Annotated in this window: 17 protein-coding genes; 2 read left to right on the top strand and 15 right to left on the bottom strand. The window is 67.9% G+C overall.

What is annotated here, in order from left to right; translation table 11 throughout:
* Nucleotides 1–10: 10 nt before the first annotated feature.
* The 4 genes from pstB to C1H66_RS03695 all read right to left on the bottom strand — a co-directional run bounded on the left by pstB (nucleotide 11) and on the right by C1H66_RS03695 (nucleotide 4658).
* The gene (gene pstB / locus C1H66_RS03710) at nucleotides 11–826 is read right to left on the bottom strand and encodes a phosphate ABC transporter ATP-binding protein PstB (RefSeq protein ID WP_102626566.1); all 816 of its coding nucleotides are present in this window, start codon (nucleotides 824–826) and stop codon (nucleotides 11–13) included.
* A 36-nt stretch (nucleotides 827–862) separates the two neighbouring features.
* Nucleotides 863–2419 (bottom strand): phosphate ABC transporter permease PstA, encoded by a 1557-nt coding sequence (pstA, locus tag C1H66_RS03705; protein WP_102626565.1) that lies wholly within the window; start codon nucleotides 2417–2419, stop codon nucleotides 863–865.
* Nucleotides 2419–3648 (bottom strand): ABC transporter permease subunit, encoded by a 1230-nt coding sequence (locus C1H66_RS03700; protein ID WP_102626564.1) that lies wholly within the window; start codon nucleotides 3646–3648, stop codon nucleotides 2419–2421. The genes pstA and C1H66_RS03700 overlap by 1 nt, the downstream gene beginning before the upstream one ends.
* Nucleotides 3649–3713: 65 nt before the next feature.
* Entirely contained in the window at nucleotides 3714–4658 is a 945-nt protein-coding gene (locus C1H66_RS03695) for a PstS family phosphate ABC transporter substrate-binding protein (RefSeq protein ID WP_102626563.1), read from the bottom strand.
* Nucleotides 4659–4819: 161 nt separating this feature from the next.
* On the opposite strand from C1H66_RS03695, the gene C1H66_RS03690 reads away from it, so the two are divergent.
* Entirely contained in the window at nucleotides 4820–5227 is a 408-nt protein-coding gene (locus tag C1H66_RS03690; protein WP_102626562.1) for an acyl-CoA thioesterase, read from the top strand.
* 61 nt (nucleotides 5228–5288) lie between these two features.
* On the opposite strand, the gene C1H66_RS03685 is transcribed toward C1H66_RS03690, so the two are convergent.
* From C1H66_RS03685 to hexR, 3 genes are all read right to left on the bottom strand, one after another.
* The gene (locus C1H66_RS03685; RefSeq protein ID WP_102626561.1) at nucleotides 5289–6389 is read right to left on the bottom strand and encodes a TRAP transporter substrate-binding protein; all 1101 of its coding nucleotides are present in this window, start codon (nucleotides 6387–6389) and stop codon (nucleotides 5289–5291) included.
* A gap of 174 nt (nucleotides 6390–6563) precedes the next feature.
* The gene (uvrD, locus tag C1H66_RS03680; RefSeq protein WP_102626560.1) at nucleotides 6564–8771 is read right to left on the bottom strand and encodes a DNA helicase II; all 2208 of its coding nucleotides are present in this window, start codon (nucleotides 8769–8771) and stop codon (nucleotides 6564–6566) included.
* A gap of 192 nt (nucleotides 8772–8963) precedes the next feature.
* Entirely contained in the window at nucleotides 8964–9827 is an 864-nt protein-coding gene (gene hexR / locus C1H66_RS03675) for a transcriptional regulator HexR (protein WP_102626559.1), read from the bottom strand.
* A 273-nt stretch (nucleotides 9828–10100) separates the two neighbouring features.
* Between hexR and C1H66_RS03670 the strand changes: the two genes are divergently transcribed.
* Nucleotides 10101–10316 carry a PA3496 family putative envelope integrity protein gene (locus C1H66_RS03670; protein ID WP_102626558.1) on the top strand — a complete coding sequence of 72 codons (216 nt, stop codon included), beginning with the start codon at nucleotides 10101–10103 and terminating at the stop codon, nucleotides 10314–10316.
* Nucleotides 10317–10434: 118 nt separating this feature from the next.
* Here C1H66_RS03670 and C1H66_RS03665 read toward each other — a convergent pair whose 3' ends face one another.
* The 8 genes from C1H66_RS03665 to mgtE all read right to left on the bottom strand — a co-directional run bounded on the left by C1H66_RS03665 (nucleotide 10435) and on the right by mgtE (nucleotide 21437).
* Nucleotides 10435–11775: a sodium-dependent transporter gene (locus tag C1H66_RS03665; protein WP_102626557.1), complete on the bottom strand. Its 1341-nt coding sequence runs from the start codon at nucleotides 11773–11775 to the stop codon at nucleotides 10435–10437.
* Between the two features lie 190 nt (nucleotides 11776–11965).
* Nucleotides 11966–12796, bottom strand: a complete 831-nt coding sequence (locus C1H66_RS03660) for a DUF72 domain-containing protein (protein WP_102626556.1) — start codon at nucleotides 12794–12796, stop codon at nucleotides 11966–11968.
* A gap of 81 nt (nucleotides 12797–12877) precedes the next feature.
* Complete coding sequence (locus C1H66_RS03655) at nucleotides 12878–14587, bottom strand: DUF945 family protein (RefSeq protein WP_170064078.1); 1710 nt, start codon at nucleotides 14585–14587, stop codon at nucleotides 12878–12880.
* A gap of 154 nt (nucleotides 14588–14741) precedes the next feature.
* On the bottom strand, nucleotides 14742–16577 hold the full coding sequence (gene glmS / locus C1H66_RS03650) for a glutamine--fructose-6-phosphate transaminase (isomerizing) (protein WP_102626554.1): 1836 nt from the start codon (nucleotides 16575–16577) through the stop codon (nucleotides 14742–14744).
* Between the two features lie 11 nt (nucleotides 16578–16588).
* On the bottom strand, nucleotides 16589–17956 hold the full coding sequence (glmU, locus tag C1H66_RS03645) for a bifunctional UDP-N-acetylglucosamine diphosphorylase/glucosamine-1-phosphate N-acetyltransferase GlmU (RefSeq protein WP_102626553.1): 1368 nt from the start codon (nucleotides 17954–17956) through the stop codon (nucleotides 16589–16591).
* A gap of 83 nt (nucleotides 17957–18039) precedes the next feature.
* The gene (locus C1H66_RS03640; protein WP_102626552.1) at nucleotides 18040–19113 is read right to left on the bottom strand and encodes an FAD:protein FMN transferase; all 1074 of its coding nucleotides are present in this window, start codon (nucleotides 19111–19113) and stop codon (nucleotides 18040–18042) included.
* A gap of 34 nt (nucleotides 19114–19147) precedes the next feature.
* Nucleotides 19148–19945, bottom strand: coding sequence for an undecaprenyl-diphosphate phosphatase (locus C1H66_RS03635; RefSeq protein ID WP_102626551.1), 798 nt, complete (start codon nucleotides 19943–19945; stop codon nucleotides 19148–19150).
* Between the two features lie 118 nt (nucleotides 19946–20063).
* Entirely contained in the window at nucleotides 20064–21437 is a 1374-nt protein-coding gene (gene mgtE / locus C1H66_RS03630) for a magnesium transporter (RefSeq protein WP_102626550.1), read from the bottom strand.
* Between the last annotated feature and the right edge of the window lie 13 nt (nucleotides 21438–21450).

The raw sequence follows: 21450 nt of genomic DNA, 5'->3' as shown, positions 1-21450 counted from the left end.
GGGCAGGGCGTCAGGCCATGCGCCCGGTAATGTAGTTCTCGGTACGCCGCAGGCGCGGGTTGGTGAACAGGTCGTCGGTGGGGCCGTACTCCACCAGCTCCCCCTCCTGCAGGAAGGCGGTGTAGTCGGAGACCCGTGCCGCCTGCTGCATGTTGTGGGTAACCAGCACCAGGGTCAGCTGCGACTTGAGATTGCGGATCAGTTCCTCGATCTTCAGCGTCGAGATGGGGTCCAGGGCCGAGGCCGGCTCGTCGAGCAGCAGCACCTCGGGCCTCACCGCCAGGGTCCGGGCGATCACCAGGCGCTGCTGCTGGCCACCGGACAGCGACCAGGCCGAGGCCCTCAGGCGATCCTTCACCTCGTGCCACAGTGCCGCCGAGGTCAGAGCCCACTCGACCACGTCGTCCATCTGCCGCCGGCGCATCCCGCCCAGCAGGCGCAGACCGAAGGCCACGTTGTCGTAGATCGACATCGGGAAGGGGTTGGGTACCTGGAACACCATGCCCACCCGCCGCCGCAGCTCGGCCACCGCCACCTCGGGGGCGTGGATGTCCTGCCCCTCGAGCAGGATTCTCCCCTCGTGGCGGACCTCCTCGTTGAGGTCGTGGAGGCGATTGAGAGCCCGCAGCAGGGTCGACTTGCCGCAGCCCGAGGGCCCGATGAAGGCCGTCACCCGATGCCGGGGCACTCGCAACGCGAGACCGCGCAGTGCCGGCTTGTCGCCATAGGCGAGGCTCAGGCCCTCGATCTCCAGGCAACTGGCCTCGCGGTCGACATCGAGAATCGGCCCGATCGAAGACGTTCGCGGCTGCGGAAACACGGACATCGAGCTCACTCCTCCCGGCACCACGGCGTCCGACGATCAGACGCGCGGCAGCGCCCCATGACGCACCTTCAGATGATGGCGCAGAAATATTGCAGTCAGGTTAAGCACCAGGATCACCAGCACCAGCAGCAGCGCGGTGGCGTAGACCAGTGGCAAGGCGGCCTGGACATCGCCGCCGTGGAAGGCCGTGTCGAAGATGTGGTAGCCCAGGTGCATGAACTTCCTGTCAAGATGCAGGAAGGGGAAGTCACCGTCCACCGGCACCTGAGGCGCCAGCTTGGCCACCCCCACCAGCATCAGCGGCGCCACCTCACCGGCGGCCCTCGCCACCGCCAGGATCACCCCGGTGAGCATCGCCGGCGCCGCCATGGGCAGCACCACCCGGGCGAGCATCTCCAGGCGGGTGGCGCCCAGGGCCAGGGCGCCCTCGCGCTGGTGGTCGGGGATCCGCGCCAACCCCTCCTCGGTGGCCACGATCACCACCGGCAGGGTCAGCAGCGCCAGGGTCAGCGACGCCCACAGCAGCCCCCCGGTGCCGAAGGTCGGCGAGGGCAGTGCCTCCTCGAAGAACCAGCCATCCAGTGAGCCACCGATGCCATGGACGAACACCCCCAGGCCGAAGACGCCGTAGACGATCGACGGCACCCCGGCCAGGTTGCGCACGGCGATGCGCACCAGCCGGGTGAGGCGCCCCTGGTGCGCCACCTCGTTGAGATAGACCGCCGCGAGCACGCCGAAGGGGGTGACCAGCACCGACATCAGCAGCACCATCAGCACGGTACCGAAGATCGCCGGCCATACCCCGCCGGCGGTATTCGCGGCCCGCGGTCCCTCGGAGAGGAAGCGCCAGACGCCCTGGCCCCAGGCGGCGAGCTTCTCGAGCGGCGACATGGCATTGGGTCGCCAGGCGCGCACCACCTCGGCCAGCGGCTGCTCCAGTCGTCGGCCGTCGACGCTCTCCAGCACCAGGCGATCACGGTCCGCCTCGGCCTGGAGCGCGCGCCGCCGGGCATTGGCCAGGGCCAGCTCTCGGCTCGCCTCGGCGTCGGGGCCGGCCGCCAAGCGTGCCGCCAGCGGCAGGATCGACTCCCGGCGCAGCCTGGCCTGCTCGTCGCGCAGCGCCTGCAGCGCATCGAGGCGCGCCTGGAGCACCGGCCAGGCCGATGCTCCCTCGCCGAGCGCGCGTCCGTCGCGCTCCACCGCCACCAGCCGGCCGATGAAGTCCCCCCAGCGGCGACGCTCGAGCACCACCAGTTCGCTCGGATGACTCACGTCGGCGATCGCCTCCAGCGCCACCCAGGTCCAGCTGCCAGCGTCCAGGTCGCGGTTCGCGGTGCGATAGAGCCGCTCGCGCCCGCGGGTTCCGCTCGCCTCCTCGCCTGGCGGCTCCTCCTTCACCGCCTCGCCGGCCAGCCGGTGGCCATTCTCGAGCTCGACCAGGGCCACCGGCGCCGGCCAGAAGTGGCCCAGGCCACGCCCCGCCAACAGCAGCAGCAGGGCGCCCAGCGCCAGCAGCGACAGCGCCACGCTGCCTGCCGCCAGCCAGGGCCAGGGCCCCTCGCCCCAGCGCCGCCGGGGAAGGACGCGGGGCATCATGGTGCACCGCCCAGGCGCCGGTAGCGGCGCCGCAGTCGAACACGCACCACCTCGGCCAGGGTATTGACCAGGAAGGTGAAGACGAACAGCGCCAGGGCCGCCAGCAGCAGCAGCCGGTAGTGGGTACCGCCGAGAGCGGCCTCGGGCAGCTCGATGGCGATGCTGGCGGCCATCGAGCGCATGCCATCGAAGGGGCTCAGGGTCATCAGCGCGGCATTGCCACTGGCCATCAGCACGATCATCGTCTCGCCCACCGCCCGACCGGCACCGATCATCACCGCCGAGAAGACCCCTGGGCTGGCCGCGGGCAGCATGACCTGCCACAGGGTCTGCCAGCGGGTCGCGCCCAGCGCCTGGGCGCCCTCGGCGAGGCTGGCCGGGACGCCGGACAGCGCGTCCTCGGCCAGGGCGTAGATGCTGGGCATCACCGCGAACCCCATGGCCAGCCCGACGATCACGGCATTGCGGCTGGCATACTCGAGCCCCAGGCGGGTCTCCAGCCAGCCGCGCAGGTCACCGCCGAACCACCCGGCCTCCAGCCAGGGGGCGAGGGCCAGCGCCGCAGTCACCAGCACCAGCAACCAGGGGATCAGCCAGAGCCCCGCCCAGCCCAGCGGCAGGCCGCGACGCAGCGGTGCCGGCAGGCGCGTCCAGCCCCAGCCGGCGATCAACACCCCCGGCGGCAGCAGCACCACCATCGCCAGGGCCCCGGCCAGGTGCCGCTCCACCCAGGGGGCCAGCACCAGGCCGGCGATGAAGCCGATCACCACGCCGGGCAGCGCCTCCATCAGCTCCAGGGTGGGCTTGATGCGGCTGCGCAGCCGCCGCGACATGAACAAGGCGGAGTGGATCGCCGCCCCCAGCGCCAGCGGCACGGCGATCACCAGTGCCCAGGCCGCTGCCTTGAGGGTCCCCCAGACGAGCGGGGTCATGCCGTACTGCGGTCGTTCCTCCGCCGAGGTCACCGTGGGCTGCCAGCGATGCTGTGGCGCGTCGTAGCCCTCGTAGGATTGCGGCAGCCACAGCGCCTGCCAGCTCACGTCGGCGCCGGTGTCAGCCGGGGCGGGCCAGAACAGCGGCAGTACTTCCACCACCAGGAAGACCCCGATGGCCAGCAGCGCGGCCACCACCCCGATGCCGCCGGCGGTGATCAGCGCGGTGGCCAGACGATCGCGGCCCCGGCGCAGGCGTTGCCGCAGATGCAGTGACGGGGAGGGGTCGCTCATGGCCACGGCCTTCGAGGAGTTGCACCAGCAGAATACGACAGAATCATGACATTCCCGTGACAGGGTCAGGGGGCATCGTTCAACCCCAGCCGTCGGCGCTGGCGTTCCAGGGTCGCCTGGGGCAGGGCGACGAAGCCGAGTTCGGTTACCGTCTCCTGCCCTTCGGGCGAGAGGATCAGCTCGACGAAGGCGCGCTCGGGGCCGGGCAGCGCCTGGCCCGGGGGCAGGTTGAGATAGAGGTAGAGGGTCCGGGAGAGGGGGTAGTCGCCCTGGCGAACGCGCTCGGGGTCCGGACGGTAGGCGTTACCCTCGGCATCGACCAGGGTCAGGGCGCGAACCCCCGCCGTGAGGTGGTTGCGGCCGGCGTAGCCGATGGCGCGCGGCGACGCCGCCACCGCCGCCACCACCGCCGCCGAGCCGGGATGCTCGTCGAGGCGGACCCGGAAGTCGCCGTTGCACAGCGCGCGTTGCCTGAACAGCCCGTAGGTGCCCGAGGCGGCATTGCGGCCATGCAGCGCGAGCGGCCCATCCGGTCGCTCGATGCCCAGCTCGCGCCAACGGGTGATGGCCTGCTCACCACCGCAGCGGCGGGTATCCGAGAAGATCGCATCCACCTCGGTGAGACGCAGGCCCTCCAGTGGGTTGTGGCGATGTACCACCACCACCAGGGCATCCCGCGCGACCTCGATCGCTACCGGGGGATAGCCATGGTGCTCGACGAAGTCGCCGCGTTCGGCGTCGGACATGGCCCGGGACATGGGCCCCAGCCGTGTCGTGCCCGCCATCAGCGCCGGCGGGGCACTGGCGGAGCCGCTGGCCTGCAGCTGCAGTCGGACGCCGGGATGCCGGTCGGTGAGTTGTTCCCCCCAACGCAGCATCAGCCCGGCCAGGGTATCCGACCCGACCGCCCCCAGGGTGCCCACCACTTCGTCGGCCATGGCCATGGGCATCGTCAGCACCAGCATCAGGACACCCAGCCAGCGGCGTCGTACCTTCCCGCGTCGTAGCATGCTGCCTCCCGAGAAACGCCCCCTGGGGCGAGTCATGATGTCGCAATACTGGTGACGAGGCACGTCCAGCGTATACCATGCCGCTGTTGACCGGCCTGCCACCGTCGACCGGCAACTACCCTCATGGAATTGCACAACAACAAGTCAGGCAGACGCCCATCATGACCGAACTCGATGATGTACCCGCCCCCCAGGGCCAGTTGACCCTCAAGCTGCTGGCGAGCCGCCAGGATACCAACCTCCACGGCGATATCGCCGGTGGCTGGCTGGTCGCCCGCATGGATCAGGCCGCCGAGCTGGCCGCCGGCCGCGAGGCCCGCGGCCGCACCGCCACCGTGGCCATCGAGGCCATGGACTTCCTCTGCCCGGTACGCGTCGGCTCGATGGTCAACATCTTCACCACCGTGCGCGAGATCGGCCACAGCTCGATCAAGATCGACGTGGAGGTGTGGATCCGCTCGCCCCAGGAGCGCGACCCGGACGAGCTGCACAAGGTCACCGAGGCGCGCTTCGTGATGGTGGCGCTGGACGACAACGGCCGCATCCGCGCCGTACGCCAGAACGACTGACCCCCATGACCGAGCATGGGCGCCACCTGGGCGCCCATGAGCTTGAGCGACCCGCCGGCGGTCACATCCCTACCGCATCTCGCCCCTTCAGGTAGGAGTATTCACCGATGTCGCTGAACGGCCGCACCAGCTTCTGGAAGGCGAGATAGGACTCGTAGACCTTGGCCGAGTCCGGGTCGCTGTCGACCTGCGCCTGGATCGCTTCCATGGAGGAGTCATAGAGCGCCGCCATGACGTCCTCCGGGAAGGTGCGCAGTTGTACGCCATGCTCGTTGACCAGGGTGTCCAGGGCCTGGGCATTGCGATAGGCGAATTCGCTGATCATCGACAGGTTCGAGGCCTTGGCGGCTTCGCGCACCACGTCCTTGAGATCGTCGGGCAGGGCGTTCCAGGCATCCAGGTTGACGGTCCCTTCCAGGATCGCACTGGGCTCGTTCCACACCGACGTGTAGTAGTAGTCGGCCACCTGATGCAGGCCGAAGGCCAGGTCGTTGTAGGGGCCGACCCAATCGGCGGCGTCGAGCACGCCGGTCTGCATGGAGGTGAAGATCTCGCCGCCGGGCATGTTCACCGTGGTGACGCCGATGCCGTTCATCGCCTCGCCGGCCAGGCCCGGCAGCCGCAGCTTGAGGCCCTGCATGTCCGCGAGCGAGTTGATCTCCTTCTTGAACCAGCCGGCCATCTGGGTACCGGTGTTGCCCACCGGGAACGGCTTGAGGTTGTGCTTGGCGTAGACCTCGTCCCACAGTTCCTGACCGCCGCCGTGGTAGAGCCAGGCGTTGGTCTCGGTGGTGTTCATGCCGAAGGGCACGGCGGTGAAGAACTGGGAGGCCGCGACCTTGCCGCGCCAATAGTAGGAGGCGGAGTGGCCCATCTCGGCGGTGCCGGCGGCGACCGCATCGAAGACCTCCAGCGCCGGTACCAGCTCGCCGGCCCCGTGCACGCGAATGCGCATGCGACCGTTGGAGAGCTTCTCGATGCGCTCGGCGAAGTCGTTGGCGCCGGTGCCCAGGGCGGGGAAGTTCTTCGGCCAGGAGGTCACCATGTCCCAGGTGATGGTCTCCTGGGCCTTGGCGGTGGAAACGAAAGGCGCGGCGACGACACCGGCGGCACCGAGACCCACGGTCTTGAGGCTGTTCTTGAGAAAAAGACGGCGTTGCATGGCGAGCGTGACTCCTGGTGATTGTTCTGATCCGAGCTCATCCCGGGAGCCGCTCGAGCGATGAATCAGCGGTTCCCGAAGCGCGGTATGTCCGCCAGTGAGTATGCTTCAATGCTGAATTGCCCGGCAAGCGCGGCCCTTTGACGTGGACGTCAACGGAAACTCGGTCGATGCCTACAGCGGCGTCAGCTTGGCGAAGCCCAGCACCAGCCACTTGTCGCCCTCACCCTCGAAGCTGACCTGCACCCGGGCACGCTCGCCCTCACCCTCGGCGTTGAGAATCACCCCCTCGCCGAACACCGGGTGTTGGACCCGCTGCCCGAGGCTCAGGCTCGGCAGGTCGCCGCCACCGTTGACCGAGGTCTGACGCGAGAGGCCCACGGCCGGGCGGCTGGCGGTCACCGGCCGCGAGATCTGCCCGCGCAGGCGCACCTCCTCGAGGTGCTCCTCGGGGAGCTCGCGCAGGAAGCGCGACGGCCGCTGGAAGGTCTCCTTGCCGTGCAGGCGGCGCAGTTCGGCGTGGGTCAGGTAGAGCTTGCGCATGGCGCGGGTCAGGCCCACGTAGCAGAGCCGACGCTCCTCCTCGAGGCGTCCCGGCTCCTCGATGGACATGCGGTGGGGAAACAGCCCCTCCTCGACCCCGGCAATGAACACCACCGGGAACTCCAGCCCTTTGGCCGAGTGCAGGGTCATCAGCTGCACGCAGTCCTCGAAGTCGTCGGCCTCGTGGTCGCCGGCGTTGAGCGCCGCCTCGGCGAGGAAGGCCTCCAGCGCCACGGCCCCCTCGCCGGCCACGGGCGGGTCCAGGGCCTCGCCCTGGGTGAAGGCACGGGCCGCCGTGACCAGTTCCTCGAGGTTCTCGACCCTCGCCTGGCCCTTCTCGCCCTTCTCGCTGCGGTGGTGCTCGACCAGCCCGGAGACCTCGTTGACGTGGTCGATGATCTCGTGGAGTGCCAGCCCGGCGGTGTCGTTGTCGAGCCGCTCGATCAGGTCGGCGAAGGCCTTCACCGCCGTGCCGGCCCGGCCCCTGAGCGAGGCGTCACCGAGGCCGTCGTGCAGCGCCTGCCACAGCGAGACCCCGGTGTGCCGGGCACGCTCGCGCAGGAGCTCCACGGTGCGGGTGCCGATGCCCCGGGCCGGGACGTTGATCACCCGCTCGAGCGAGGCGTCGTCGTCGCGGTTGAGCAGCAGTCGCAGGTAGGCCAGGGCGTTCTTGATCTCGAGCCGCTCGTAGAAGCGCTGGCCACCGTAGATACGGTAGGGGACGCCCTGGCGGATCAGGGTCTCCTCGAGCACCCGGGACTGGGCGTTGGAGCGATAGAGAATGGCGATCTCGCGGCGAGCGTGGCCCTCGTTCACCTTCTCCCTGATCGTATCGACGATGAAGCGGGCTTCATCGAGATCATTGAAGCCCGCATAGACCGAGATCGGCTCGCCGCGACTGCCGGCGGTCCACAGCTCCTTGCCCATGCGCGAGGTGTTGTGGCTGATCAGGGCGTTGGCGGCGTCGAGGATGGCGCTGGTGGAGCGGTAGTTCTGCTCCAGGCGCACGGTGCGGGTATCGCGGAACTCCTGCTCGAAGCGGCGAATGTTCTCGACCCGGGCGCCGCGCCAGCCGTAGATCGACTGGTCGTCGTCGCCGACCACCGTCATCGGCGTCTTCATCCCTGAGAGCAGCTTGAGCCAGGCGTACTGCAGGGTGTTGGTGTCCTGGAACTCGTCGACCAGCACGTGGGCGAAGCGCTCCTGGTAGTGGGCGAGCAGCGCGGGAGTGTCGCGCAGCAGCTCCAGGCTCCGCAGCAGCAGCTCGCCGAAGTCGACCAGCCCGCCCCGCTCGCAGGTCAGCTGATAGTGCTCGTAGAGCTCGACCATCTGCCCCATGTAGGCGTCGCCATGGGCGTCGACCTGATGGGGGCGCAGCCCCTCCTCCTTGCACCCCGAGATGAACGACTGCACCTGGCGCGGCGGGAAGCGTTCGTCGTCGATGCGGTGATCCTTGAGCAGGCGCTTGATCAACCGCAGCTGGTCGTCCGAGTCGATGATCTGGAAGTGCTGGGGCAGTCGCGCGTCCTGCCAGTGGGTACGCAGCAGGCGGTGGGCGATGGAGTGGAAGGTGCCGACCCAGACGTTGCGCAGCGACAGGCCGAGCAGTGCCTCGAGGCGGGTGCGCATCTCGCGGGCCGCCTTGTTGGTGAAGGTCACGGCGAGCACCGCATAGGGCGAGAGCCCCTCGGCCTGCATCAGCCAGGCGATGCGATGCACCAGCACCCGGGTCTTGCCGGAACCGGCGCCGGCCAGCACCAGCATGTTGCCCTGGGGGGCGCTGACCGCCTCGCGCTGGGCGGTGTTCAGGTGGTCGAGAATCGCCGTGACGTCGTCCATGGTGCGGGGAAAGCCGGGTCGAAAATGGAGACCCAGCTTAGCATATCAGCCAGCCCAATCATCGCGGCGAGCGGCGCCGGGGACAGGTCGAAGCGGAGGTCATTCGTCAGGGATGACGAATGTAGCGCCCAAGGATGGGTTCACAGCGCCTCCGCATCGACCTGTCGCCGGGAAAGCCGCGTCTTCAGGTGGCTACGGCTTGCCTTCCTGTTCGGGAAAGCGCAGCGGGGTGAGGCTCTTCTTCACCGCCTTGAGCTGCTCGGCGAGCTTGGGTCCGCGGGTCTTGGCCACCCCCACGGCGAGCACGTCGACCAGCACCAGGTGGGCGATGCGCGAACTCATCGGTGTGTAGATCTCGGTGTCCTCGTGGACGTCGATGTAGAGCGGCAGGGTGACCTCCTCGGCCAGCGGCGAGCCGCTGGGACACAGCCCGATCACCGTGGCCCCGGCCTCGCGGGCCAGGCGCACGCTGGCCACCAGCGCCCGGGTGCGGCCGGTCTGGGAGATCGCCACCACCACGTCACCGTCGCCCAGGGTCACCGCCGACATGTTCTGCATGTGCGGGTCGGCATAGGCGGCGGTGGAGATCTGCAGGCGGAAGAACTTGTGCTGGGCGTCGAAGGCCACCGCGCCGGAGGCGCCGAAGCCGTAGAATTCGACGCGGTTGGCCATGGCCAGGGCGTTGATCGCACGGCTCAACGCCTCGTTGTCGAGTCGGTCGCGCACCGACAGCAGGGTACCCACGGTGGAGTCGAAGATACTGTGGGAGAATTCCGCCACCGAGTCGCTGTCGTTCATCGAGAACTGGGCGAACTGGCTGCCGGTGGCCAGCATCTGGGCGAGCTTGAGCTTGAAGTCCTGGAAACCGTTGCAGCCCAGGGCGCGGCAGAAGCGCACCACCGTCGGCTCGCTGACCTTGGCCTCGGTGGCCAGGTCGACGATGCGCATGTGGATGACTTCCTCGGGGTTGCGCAGCACGAAGCGCGCGACCTTCTGCTCGGAGCGGCGGAAGTGCTCCATGCGACGTCTCATCTCATCGAACAGGGCGCGGCTCACGCGGAACTCCTTGCTTGCGGGTCGCCACCCCCGGGGGGCGAAGCGACGAAAACGATGGCGGGTTCATGGTCACAGTATGCCCCAAGCCGAAGGGCGATGCGCACTGGCCGCGGCATTCTGCCCGGGAACCGCCTGCCTGGCCTTGCGTTGGCACAGCGTTGTCTCCGACCGGCCCACGTCGTCATCATTCTGTCAAGTGAGGTATAGTAAGAATTGCAGTGTCGCGCAGCGTCCATGATGCCGGCACATTCACTGCAGACAGGAGAGTCGATCATGCGCAATGTCGAACGGTTAACCTCCCTGAAGAGTGAACTTCTCGACATCTTCATGAGCATGCAGGTCGCCGAACACGAGCAACGCTCACGGACCGCCGCCCAGCGCAACCTACGCGCCCGCCGCGGCATCGAGCTGCACAACGAGTTCAAGCGTCTGTCCCGGGACATCGCCCCGTTGCCCGAGGACGAACTGGCCGAGGACGAGATGCACTGAACGCCCCGACCCGTGACGGGTCGAGGAAGCCCCCAGAATCAGCGAACCCCGCCGGGGCGGGGCTCGCCGGGGCACTTGCCCCCGTTACCTCAGCCGCTCGTCTCGATCCCTGGACGCCTCACAGGCTGGAGACGAAGACCAGGATCACGCCGATGGGCGCCACGTAGCGCGCCACCAGGTGCCAGAGTTTCTCGGCACCACCGGCGAGATTCAGCTCGGCGGCCACGCTCTTGCGCTCCAGACACCAGGCGACGAAGACGATCGCGCCCAGGCCGGTCAACGGCAGCAGGATCTTGCTGGTGAAGGTGTCCAGCAGGTCGAAGACGTTGAGGCCGAACAGCACCGGCACGTCCCAGACATTGAACGACATCAGCGCCGCGATGCCCAGCGCCCAGACCGCCGCGCCGCCGGCCAGGGTGGCCATCACCCGGGACAGCGGCGTGCGCTCCTCGACGAATTCCACCACCGGCTCGAGCAGCGAAATCGCCGAGGTCAGGGCCGCGAAGGTCAGCAGCAGGAAGAACATCAGGCCGAGCAGGGTGCCGCCGGTCATGTTGCCGAAGGCCAGCGGCAGGGTGACGAAGATCAACCCCGGGCCTTCGCCGGCACTCAACCCGTTGGCGAACACGATGGGGAAGATCGCCAGGCCCGCCAGCAACGCGATCACGGTATCGAGGATGATCACCGTGCGCGCGGTGCCGAGCAGGTTGACCTCCTCCCCCAGGTAGGAGCCGTAGGCCATCATGATGCCCATGCCCAGCGACAGGGTGAAGAAGGCCTGGCCCATGGCGGCCAGTACCACGCCGCCGGTGAGGGCACTCCAGTCGGGACGGAACATGAAGGCCAGCGCCTCGCCGAAGTGGCCGGTGGTCATGCCGTAGCCGACCAGGATCAGCATCAGCACCACCAGGGCCGGCATCATGGTGCGCACCGCCCCCTCCAGGCCCTTGGTCACGCCCCGGGCGACGATCCACACCACCAGCGCCATGAAGGCCGTGTGCCACAGCAGCAGCACGCCGGGGCTGGCCAGCAGGTTGCCGAAGATGGCGCTCACCCCATCGGCATCCTGGCCGGTGAAGGTGCCGATCACCGAATTCAGGGTATAGGAGAGCGACCAACCGCCGATCACGCTGTAGAAGGAGAGGATCAGGAAGGCGGCCAGTATCCCGCTGGCCCCCAGCAGCGCCCAGGCCCGCGGCTGGCCACTCTGGCCGGCCAGTTCCGCCATGGCGTTGACGGGATTCTTCTGGGCGCGGCGGCCGATCAGCCACTCGGCGACCAGGATCGGCATGCCGACCACCGCCACGCAGATCAGGTAGACCAGCACGAAGGCGGCGCCTCCGCTGTCGCCGACCATGTAGGAGAAACGCCAGATATTGCCCAGCCCCACCGCAGAGCCGGCCGCGGCGAGCACGAAGGTCATCTTCGACGACCACTGTGCATGTGCGAGTTTCGACATGAATCACCTGTTGTTGTCTGTATCGATATGTATTCGGTATTGATCTATATCAGACATACCTGTCAGCAAGATCGTGCTGTGATATGCCATTAAACCCGCAAATCTATCCGATCATACGCTTGATGGCCAGCCGCCGATGATGAAAGCCCGCTCACGGGGCGCGAGGCACGCCGCCTGCCCGGCCTCGATCTCAGAACAGCGCTTCCTGGCGCTCGCCCGGGAAGCCCGGAAGCGGTGGGAGTGAACAGTGTTCGGCCAGGCGGGAATGGAGGCGCCGTGCCAGTTCCGGCGCCTGCCGGTTGTCGGGCGTATGCACAAGCAGGAAAGGGGTTTTCCCCTGTTTTATCCACAGCGCGAGGCGGTCGATCCAGGGCTGGAAATAGCGCTCGTTGATGGCCGGGTCGACGTGGCCGATGAAGCGCACCAGCGGCCTGCCTCCCGTGGAAAGCACGTGTAATGGGCGTTTCGGCTTCTCGCCCTGGGCCTTGAGCAGGCCGGGATGGTCGCCGGCCGGTGTGGAGAAGAGGGGCCGTACATCGAGCATCACCCGGTCGGCGCCGTGAGTTATCAACAACCGGTTCAGGGCGATCTCGGCCGTCCCCTTGTGGAAAAATTCCCTGTGACGCACCTCCACCGCACAGGGAATGCCTGTGGGCCAGCGTGACAGCAGGCCTTCCAACTGTGGCAGCTCATCGGCACCGAAGTCTCTCGGCAGCTGGACCATCACCGGACCGAGGCGGTCGTGCAGGGGGGCGAGGGCCTCGAGGAAGCCATCGACGTCGGCCGCGACCCCGGCGAGGCGCCGCTGGTGCGTCAGGGCCGCCGGCAACTTGAAGCAGAAGCGGAAGTCCGCCGGGGCCTGGCGCGCCCAGGTCGCCACCGTCTCGGGACGCGGCGCCCCGCTGTAGAAGGTGGTATTGCCCTCCACGGTGGAGAACACCCGGGCATACTCCTCGAGCAGGCCGGCGTCGCCACCATGGGGTGGATAGAGGGTGCCACGCCACGCCTGCTTGGCCCACATGGGCAAGCCGAGATGCAGGCCGGCCCTACCGGTCACTCTTCTGTCACCGCAAGGCAAGGGGCCGGCATGGGCAGCGACGCCTCAGAACTGGCCCAGCAGCCAGTCGCCGGACTCGCCGTTCAGCAACAGCTCACCGTCCGTCAGCTGCAGGTGCAGCGTGTAGCGGTCGCCTTCTTCGCGGCGAACGATGCCGAGTTCCAGCATCGACGCCAGTTCCCCCGCCACCAGGTCCTTGGCCATCGCTTCGAGTTCCTTGCCCTCGGGCGGAGACGATAGGCCGTTGTATTGCTGGCGGATCGACTCGCGGGCCAGCTTGTGCAACAGCAACGCAGAGACGTCGGCACTGAAATCCAGCCGATTGCCCGGCGAGAAGAGCGCCTGCTCGCCAAGGAGCGCGAAGTCCTGCAACTGGACATCGGCTTCCAGTGCCATGTCGAGATTCGCGTCGCCAATGCGTAACGTCACCGGCTTGGCCGTCAGGGTCGAGCGATCCCCCATCATCGCCATGCCGGCTTCTCCCATCCGCTCGAGCACGGCCAGTGAGCCATCGGGGTCGTCGAACCGGAATTCGTCCATGGCCCGGTAGAACAGCCGCCAGAGCTCGTCGTACCCGGCGCGCTGCAGCTGGCCAAGGCGCGATTCGACATGGTACTGAAGCGGTTCGTCCATGCCCTGGATACGCAGATCGCGTGACGACAGGCGCGTGACCAACGCGAGTGAAGCCTCCGTCTCGGGCTCCAGACCCAGTTGAAACCGCATGGCGTCGAGCGAGACACCCGGCGCGCCCTTCTCGCGCATGTCCAGGCCATCGAACGCGAGGCCCAGCTCTCCATACCAGCTGTACTCGTCCTGGCGCGAGCCGGTGAACTCGAGTGCCATGCCATCCATCTGCAGGGACTGATCCGGCTTCTGCCCCTGGAACCCCTCGATACCCAAGTGCGAGACGATGCGTTCGAAACGCCCCTGGTCGTCGAAATGGAGTCCAATGTCGACGGTCTGGCCCTCGATACGGGTATCGAGTGGCCGGTCGGCATCGCGGCGCTCCGACGATGTCAGGGAATCGCGGGACTGCAGTCGCAGCTCGCGAAGCACCCCCGACGAGAAACGCACCAGATGGTGGGATGTGGACCCCTCGAAGGTGTGCACGGCAGCGGGCTCCTCCAGGCGGGAAGGGCCCAGGTGGTGGGTGGCGCGATACACGCCGGAACCGGGATCGTAGCTGAAGTCACCGCCTCGGTAATCCGTGACATAGCGCGTGTTCAGGCCGGCGTCGCTGAGCAGCGGGCCGGCGGACACCGCCACCGCCATGGGCTCCCACTCGCCCTGGACGACCCGGTCATAACCGACCCGGGCATCATAGCGGTAGTCCGGCCGGTCACCTTCGACGGTGACGACTTCCTCGACCAGCCACCCCGACACCGCGGCATCGCCTTCCAGGCTGGCCAGGCCTCCGGTCAAGGGGCCATGGGTGATCCGCTCGCTGACGCTGATGCGGAACGGCTCTTCCGGCACGTCCATGCCGGCGAACAGCTCCCTGAGCGACAGGGCGAAGCGTGGATCGAGGATGAGGTCATAGTCGGCCCGTGCCGAGAACCAGCCCCGTTCATACTCGGCATCCTCGACCTGGAGATAGGCCAGCCCCGCCAGCCGCTGGAGATAGTCGGCATGCTGCTGCTCGATCTGTCGTCCCAGCCAGTTGGGTGCCCCCACCCCGGCCACCACGCCCAGCACCACCAGCAGCGTGACGATCCATTTCCAGCGGCCTCTCGAACGTCCCTTTTCGTTTTCCACGTCGGTTCCCCTTTTTCTTGTTTCGTTCCATCGACGTCCGGCTGTCACGGGAAAGCCCCTGTGACAGCCGGAAGCTCAAGCCACGTATTGTAGTAACAATCAACAAGAAAGGGGAAATAGGGTCAGCCGCCACGCTGGCATGTCATCGGTCGAGTCACTCCACGGTCACGGACTTGGCCAGGTTGCGCGGCTGGTCCACGTCGGTGCCCTTGAGCACCGCCACGTGGTAGCTGAGCAGTTGCAGCGGCACGGTGTAGAGGATCGGCGCCAGCGCCTCGTGGACATGGGGCAGGCGCAGCACCCGGATGCCCTCCTCCTCCTCCAGCTTGACCCGCTCGTCGGCGAAGACGAACAGCTCACCGCCCCGGGCCCGCACCTCCTGGAGGTTGGACTTGAGCTTGTCGAGCAGCTCGTCGTTGGGGGCCACGGAGATGACCGGCATCTCGCTGTCCACCAGCGCCAGCGGGCCGTGCTTGAGCTCACCGGCCGGGTAGGCCTCGGCGTGGATGTAGGAGATCTCCTTGAGCTTGAGCGCACCCTCGAGGGCGATGGGGAAATGCGCCCCGCGCCCCAGGAAGAGCGCATGCTGCTTCTCGGCAAACGCCATGGAGAGCGCCTCGATCTGTGGGTCGAGCTTCAGTACGCTGGCGACCAGGCCGGGCAGACCGCGCAGCGCCTGCACCAGCTCGGCCTGCACGCCGCCGTCGAGGCCCTTGACCCGGCCCAGCGCCAGGGTCAACAGCATCAGGGCGGCGAGCTGGGTGGTGAAGGCCTTGGTCGAGGCGACGCCGATCTCGGGTCCCGCCTGGGTCATCAGGGTCAGGTCCGACTCGCGCACCAGCGAACTTCCCGGCACGTTGCAGATCGCCAGGCTGGCCAGGTAGCCGCGCGTGCGGGCGAAGCGCAGGGCCGCCAGGGTGTCGGCGGTCTCACCGGACTGGGAGAGCGTCACGAACAGGGTCCCTTCCGGCACTACCACCTGCCGGTAGCGGTACTCCGAGGCGACCTCGACCTGGACCGGCACTCCGGCGAAACGCTCCAGCCAGTAACGGGCCACCATGCCGGCATGATAGCTGGTGCCGCAGGCGACGATATGGATCTGACGCACCCGGCCGAACAATGCCTCGGCCTCGGGCCCGAAGCTCTCCACCAGCACCGAACGCTCGCCCAGACGCCCCTCCAGGGCCGCGGCGATCACCGCCGGCTGCTCATGGATCTCCTTGAGCATGAAGTGACGATAGTCGCCCTTGCTCGCCGCCCCGTCAGCGTGCTCGAAGGTCTGCACCTCGCGCTCGACCGACTGCCCCGCGGCATCGCACACCGCGACACCACCGCGTGACGAGAGCCTCACCACATCGCCCTCCTCCAGATAGATGAAGCGGTCGGTGACCTGCAGCAGGGCCAGGGGGTCCGAGCCCAGGAAGGCCTCGTCGATGCCCACCCCCACCACCAGCGGGCTACCCTTGCGGGCGCCGACGATGACGTCGGGCTGGTCGGCATGCATCACCGCCAGGGCATAGGCCCCCTCGAGCCGGGCCAGGGCGTGCTGTACCGCGGTCAGCAGGTCAACACCGTCGCGGGATTCCCGGTCCACCAGGTGGGCCACCACCTCGGTATCGGTTTCGGAATCGAAGGCATAGCCGGCGTCGAGCAGTTCGTGTCGCAGCGCCTCGTGATTCTCGATGATGCCGTTGTGCACCACCACCACCCGCTCGCCGGATCGGTGCGGGTGGGCATTGGCCTCGCTGGGCTTGCCGTGGGTAGCCCAGCGGGTATGGGCGATACCGCAGCGCCCCGGCAGGGGCTCCGTTACCAGTCGCTCCTCGAGGGCCACTACCTTGCCCACGGCACGGCACCGCTGCAGGGTGCCCTCGGGCGACTGCACGGCCATGCCCGCCGAGTCATAGCCGCGATACTCGAGTCGCTTGAGCCCTTCGAGCAGGATACCCTGGACGTTGCGCTCCGCGACGGCACCGACGATTCCACACATGCGTTCTCTCCTCAGGGTTCCTGGCGCTTGGTCGGCCGCGGCCAGTCGGCCTTGCTGATCTGGCGACCGCGGGAGACCGCCAGGGCATTGTCGGGCACGTCCTTGCTGATGGTGGAGCCGGCCCCCACGGTGGCCCCCTTGCCGACGCTGACCGGCGCCACCAGGGCGGTGTTGGAACCGATGAAGGCCTCGTCGCCGATCTCGGTACGATGCTTGTTGGCACCGTCGTAGTTGCAGGTGATGGTGCCGGCACCGACATTGACGTCACGGCCCAGCGAGGCGTCGCCCACATAGCTCAGGTGATTGATCTTACTGCCCTCGCCCAGCTCGACGTTCTTGGTCTCGACGAAGTTGCCGACCTTGGCGCCCACCGCGAGCCGCGAACCGGGGCGTAGCCGAGCGAAGGGGCCGATGCGGTTGCGGCCGGCCGCCACCGCGCCCTCGATGACGCTGTGCGGCTCGACCAGCGTCTCGGCGCCGATATGGCTGTCGCGGATCACGCAGTGGGGGCCGATGCGCACGCCTTCCCCCAGCTCCACGTCACCCTCGAAGACACAGCCCACGTCGATCTCCACGTCGTGGCCGCAGGTCAGGCTGCCACGGATGTCGAGCCGTGCCGGATCGAGCAGTGCCACCCCTTCGGCCATCAGTCGTTCGGCCAGCTCGCGCTGGTGGGCACGTTCCAGCCGCGCCATCTGGGCCCGATTGTTGACGCCCTCCACTTCGAGCGCCTGGGCCGGCTGGGTGGTGACGATCTTCACCCCCTCCGCCGCCGCCATGGCGATCACGTCGGTCAGGTAGTACTCGCCCTGGGCGTTGTCGGCCGAGAGCTGCGGCAGCCAGCGCCTGAGCTGGGCCGCGGTCATGGCCATGATGCCGGTGTTGCACTCGCGAATGGCGAGCTCCTTCTGGGAGGCATCCTTGTGCTCGACGATGGCCACCGCCTCGCCCGACGCGTTGCGCAGGATGCGCCCGTAGCCGCCGGGATCGGGCAGGGTCACGGTCAGCAGCCCCATATGCTGCTCGTCGACCCCCTCGAGCAGCGTCGCCAGGGTCTCGCGGCGAATCAACGGCACGTCGCCGTAGAGCACCAGCACCTTGCCGCTGCCGAGCCCGTCCAGGGCCTGGGCGACGGCGTGGCCGGTGCCTTTCTGTTCCGCCTGGAGGGCGAAGCGTACCTCGCAGTCGGAAAGCGCCTGACGCAGCCGGTCGGCGCCGTGACCGATCACCACATGGGTGCGATCGGCGGCCAGCCCCTGGGCGGTATCGATCACATGCCGCACCATCGGCTTGCCGGCCAGGCGGTGCAGCACCTTGGGCAGCGTCGAGCGCATCCGCGTGCCCTGTCCGGCCGCCAGAATCACCACGTCGAGCGTCATCAATGACTCCTTGTCCATTCTCGTCAATCGCTACATTCTAGATGGTTACGGCTCCGGCACTCCATGCCGAGCCGGTTTTGCCCTCACCGAACCTCGAGGCCGAGTTCCTCGGTCAGTGCCTCGCCGAAGATCTCGACGAAGCCGGGGCTGACCCGACTGCTCCAGTCCTCGTCCTCGCGCACGATCATCAGCACGCCGAGCCCCTGCTCCCTGGCCAGCGCCATCCCCTGCTCCTCGCCCAGCACCATCAGTGCCGTGGCCCAGGCATCCGCCCAGGCGTTGGAGGGGTGGGCCACCGTCACCGAGGCCAGCCGGTGCTCGATGGGCCGGCCGGTGCGAGGATCGAGGGTATGGGAGTAGCGCCGACCATCCTCCTCGAAGTAGTTGCGGTAGTCGCCGGAAGTGGCCACCGAGACGTCATGCAGCGGCACCACATGCCGCGCCTCCTGGCGGTCGTCCAGGGGAGCCTCGATGCCGATCCGCCAGGGCTGGCTTTCACCGTCGCGGTAGCCGCGCACGCTCAGGTCCCCGCCGAGATTGATCAGGTAGTGCTCGATACCCTGACGATCCAGGTAGGCCGCCACCCGGTCGGTGCCATGGCCCTTGGCCACGCCACCGAGATCGACGAAGACATCGCGCAGGCGGCGCGCCTGGAGCCCTTCCACGTCGAGTTCGACGCTGTCGGGTCCGATCTCGGCCAGTCGCTCGGCCAGGGTCTCGTCGTCGGGAATTTCCCGGGGGCGGGCCTCGGAACCGAAGCTCCAGAGGTTGACGAGGGCACCGAGCGTGGTATCGAAGGCACCCCCGGACGCCTCGGCCACCGACTGGCCGATCGCCAGGACCTCGACCAGCTCGTCGGAGAGGGGTTGCCACTCGCCCACCGGCGACTGGTTGAAGACCACCAGTTCCGAGTCCTCACGATAGATCGACATCGAGGCATCCACCGCCTCCAGCTCCTCGAGGAAGCCCTCCTCGAGCGCCCGGGCCCTGCCCTGAGTCAAGGAATCGGCGATGGTCACCTGGTAGAAGCTGCCGAAGATGCTGCCCTCGAGGCGCACCGGTGACTCCAGCGGCCGGTCGCTCTCCGAACAGGCCGCCAGCAACACGGTGAACGCCAGCAGCAGCAGCGACAACGACAGCAGACGGGAAGGATTCATTGCGCAGGGTCTCCAGCAGGCAGGTGGGGCGAGCTTACCAGAACAGCCACAGCAGCCAGAGCCCCAGCACGATGCGATAGATGACGAAGGGCTGCATGCCGATCCGGCGAATGAACACCAGGAAGTAGTGGATACAGAGAAAGGCGCTGATACCCGACAGCAGGGTACCCACCACCAGGGTCGACCAGTCCACCGCCTGGGGCGCGCCGACCAGCCCGACGATCTCGAGGCCACTGGCCAGCACGATCACCGGGATCGACAGCAGGAAGGAGAAGCGCGCCGCTCCTTCCCGGCTCATCCCCAGCAGCAGCGCCGCGGTGATGGTGATGCCCGAGCGTGACGTGCCGGGAATCAGCGCCAGCACCTGGGCGCCGCCGATCAGCAGGGCGTCCTTCAGGGTCAACTGGTACTCGCTGCGTCCGGTCCGCCGGCGCCAGTCGGCCACCCCCAGCAACACGCCGAACACGATCAGGCCGGCGGCGATGATCAGCGGCGAGCGCATGCCGACCTCGATCGGGTCATGCAGGACGAAACCGACCACGCAGACCGGGATCGTCGCGAGCAGCACCCACCAGGCCAGGCGGGCATCCTCGTCGGCCGCCCCACCGCGCAGCGAACCGGCCCAACTGACGGCCATCCGGCGCAGCTCATGGCGGAAATAGAGCACCACCGCCGCCAGGCTGCCGAGGTGCAGCGCCACGTCGAAGGCCAGTCCCTGGTCGTCCCAGGGGGTCAGCACCGGTACCAGGATGAGGTGAGCGGAGCTGGAGATCGGCAGGAACTCGGTCAGTCCCTGGACGATCGAGAGTACGGCGACCTGAAGCCAGTCCATGGCGATTCCTGTGTGGACAAACGAAGCCGAGCATACACATCCGTCATGGCATTGTCCGCCTCATCACCATGGCGGCCGAACCGAGGCTGTCTGCTATCGGCAACGGTCGCATCGCCGATCATAGCCCGGCCAGGATCGCCGTGGCGATGCTGAAGTAGATCAGCACCCCCGAGGCATCGATCAGGGTGGTCACCAGCGGCGCCGAAGCGGTGGCCGGGTCCCAGCCCAGGCGATCGAGCAGGAAGGGCAGGCACATGCCCAGCAGGCTGCCGAACAGCACGATGGTGACCATGCTCATGGCCACCACCATGGCTACCGCCTCGCCGCCACGCAGCACCCCGATCGGCGCCACCGCCAGCGCCATGGTCAGCCCCAGGGACCCGGCCACCAGCAGCTCGCGGCCGAGCAGCTTGCCCCAGTCCTTGACTCCGACGTCGCCGGTGGCCATGCCGCGTACCATCAGGGTGGCGGCCTGGGCCCCGGCGTTGCCGCCACTGCCGATCAGCAGCGGCAGGAAGAACACCAGCGCCACCTGGGCGGCGATGGTGTCCTCGAAGTAGGCGATGCCGGCGCCGGAGAAGAGATTGCCGAACACCAGCAGCACCAGCCAGATCACTCGCTTGCGGTAGAGGCTCCACAGAGGCACCCGGCTGACGCCGTCCTCGAGCTGGCCGATGGACATCCCCTTGTGGATATCCTCGGTGGCCTCGGACTCGGCCACGTCCATGGCATCATCGTGGGTGACGATGCCGATCAGACGCGCCTCGGCGTCGATCACCGGCAGCGCCAGCAGGTCGTAGCGGGCCACCACGCGGGCGACCTCCTCCTGCTCCTCGTCGACGGAGATGCTGATCACGTCCTTGATCATCAGGTCGTCGACCCTGGCCCCGGGACGCGCCACCATCAGCTGACGCAGCGACATGGTGCCGGCCAGGCGGCCATCCGGGTCGATGATGTAGAGCTGATAGACGGTCTCGGCGTCCGGCGCCGTCTGGCGCACCCGCATCATCGCCTGGGACACGGTCATGCCGCTGGGGATGGCCACGTAGTCCGAGGTCATGATCGCCCCGGCGGTGCCCTCCTCGTAGCTCGCCAGCCGCTTGAGGTCCTCGCGCTCCTGGCGCGCCATGCGGCGCAACAGGCCCTCGCGACGATCCTCGTCGAGCAGGTTGAAGAGGTCGGCGCGCTCGTCCGAGCCCATCTCCTCGAGCACCGGGAGCAGCGTTTCGTCGGACATGGCCTCGGCCACGTCGGTCTGCTCCTCGCCCGGCAGGTAGCCGAGCACATTGGCCCGCCGTTCGATGGGCAGGCTGTCGAGCAGGGCGAGGGCGATGGGCAGGTCATCCTCTTCGGCGAGGATGTCCTCGACGATCTCGGCGAGATCCGCGGAACGCAACTCCGGCAGCAGTTCGGCGAGACGCTCGCTCTGGTCCTCGGCCAGGGCGGTCAGCAGCGCCTCCTTCTGTTCCAGCAGGGTCTCGTTCAATGACATGGGCATCCTCCTG

It is taken from the genome of Halomonas heilongjiangensis (assembly GCF_002879645.1).
In the GTDB taxonomy this organism is placed as follows: domain Bacteria; phylum Pseudomonadota; class Gammaproteobacteria; order Pseudomonadales; family Halomonadaceae; genus Halomonas; species Halomonas heilongjiangensis.
Note: the sequence above shows the minus strand (reverse complement) of the source record. Positions and strands in the feature narration are given on the sequence as shown.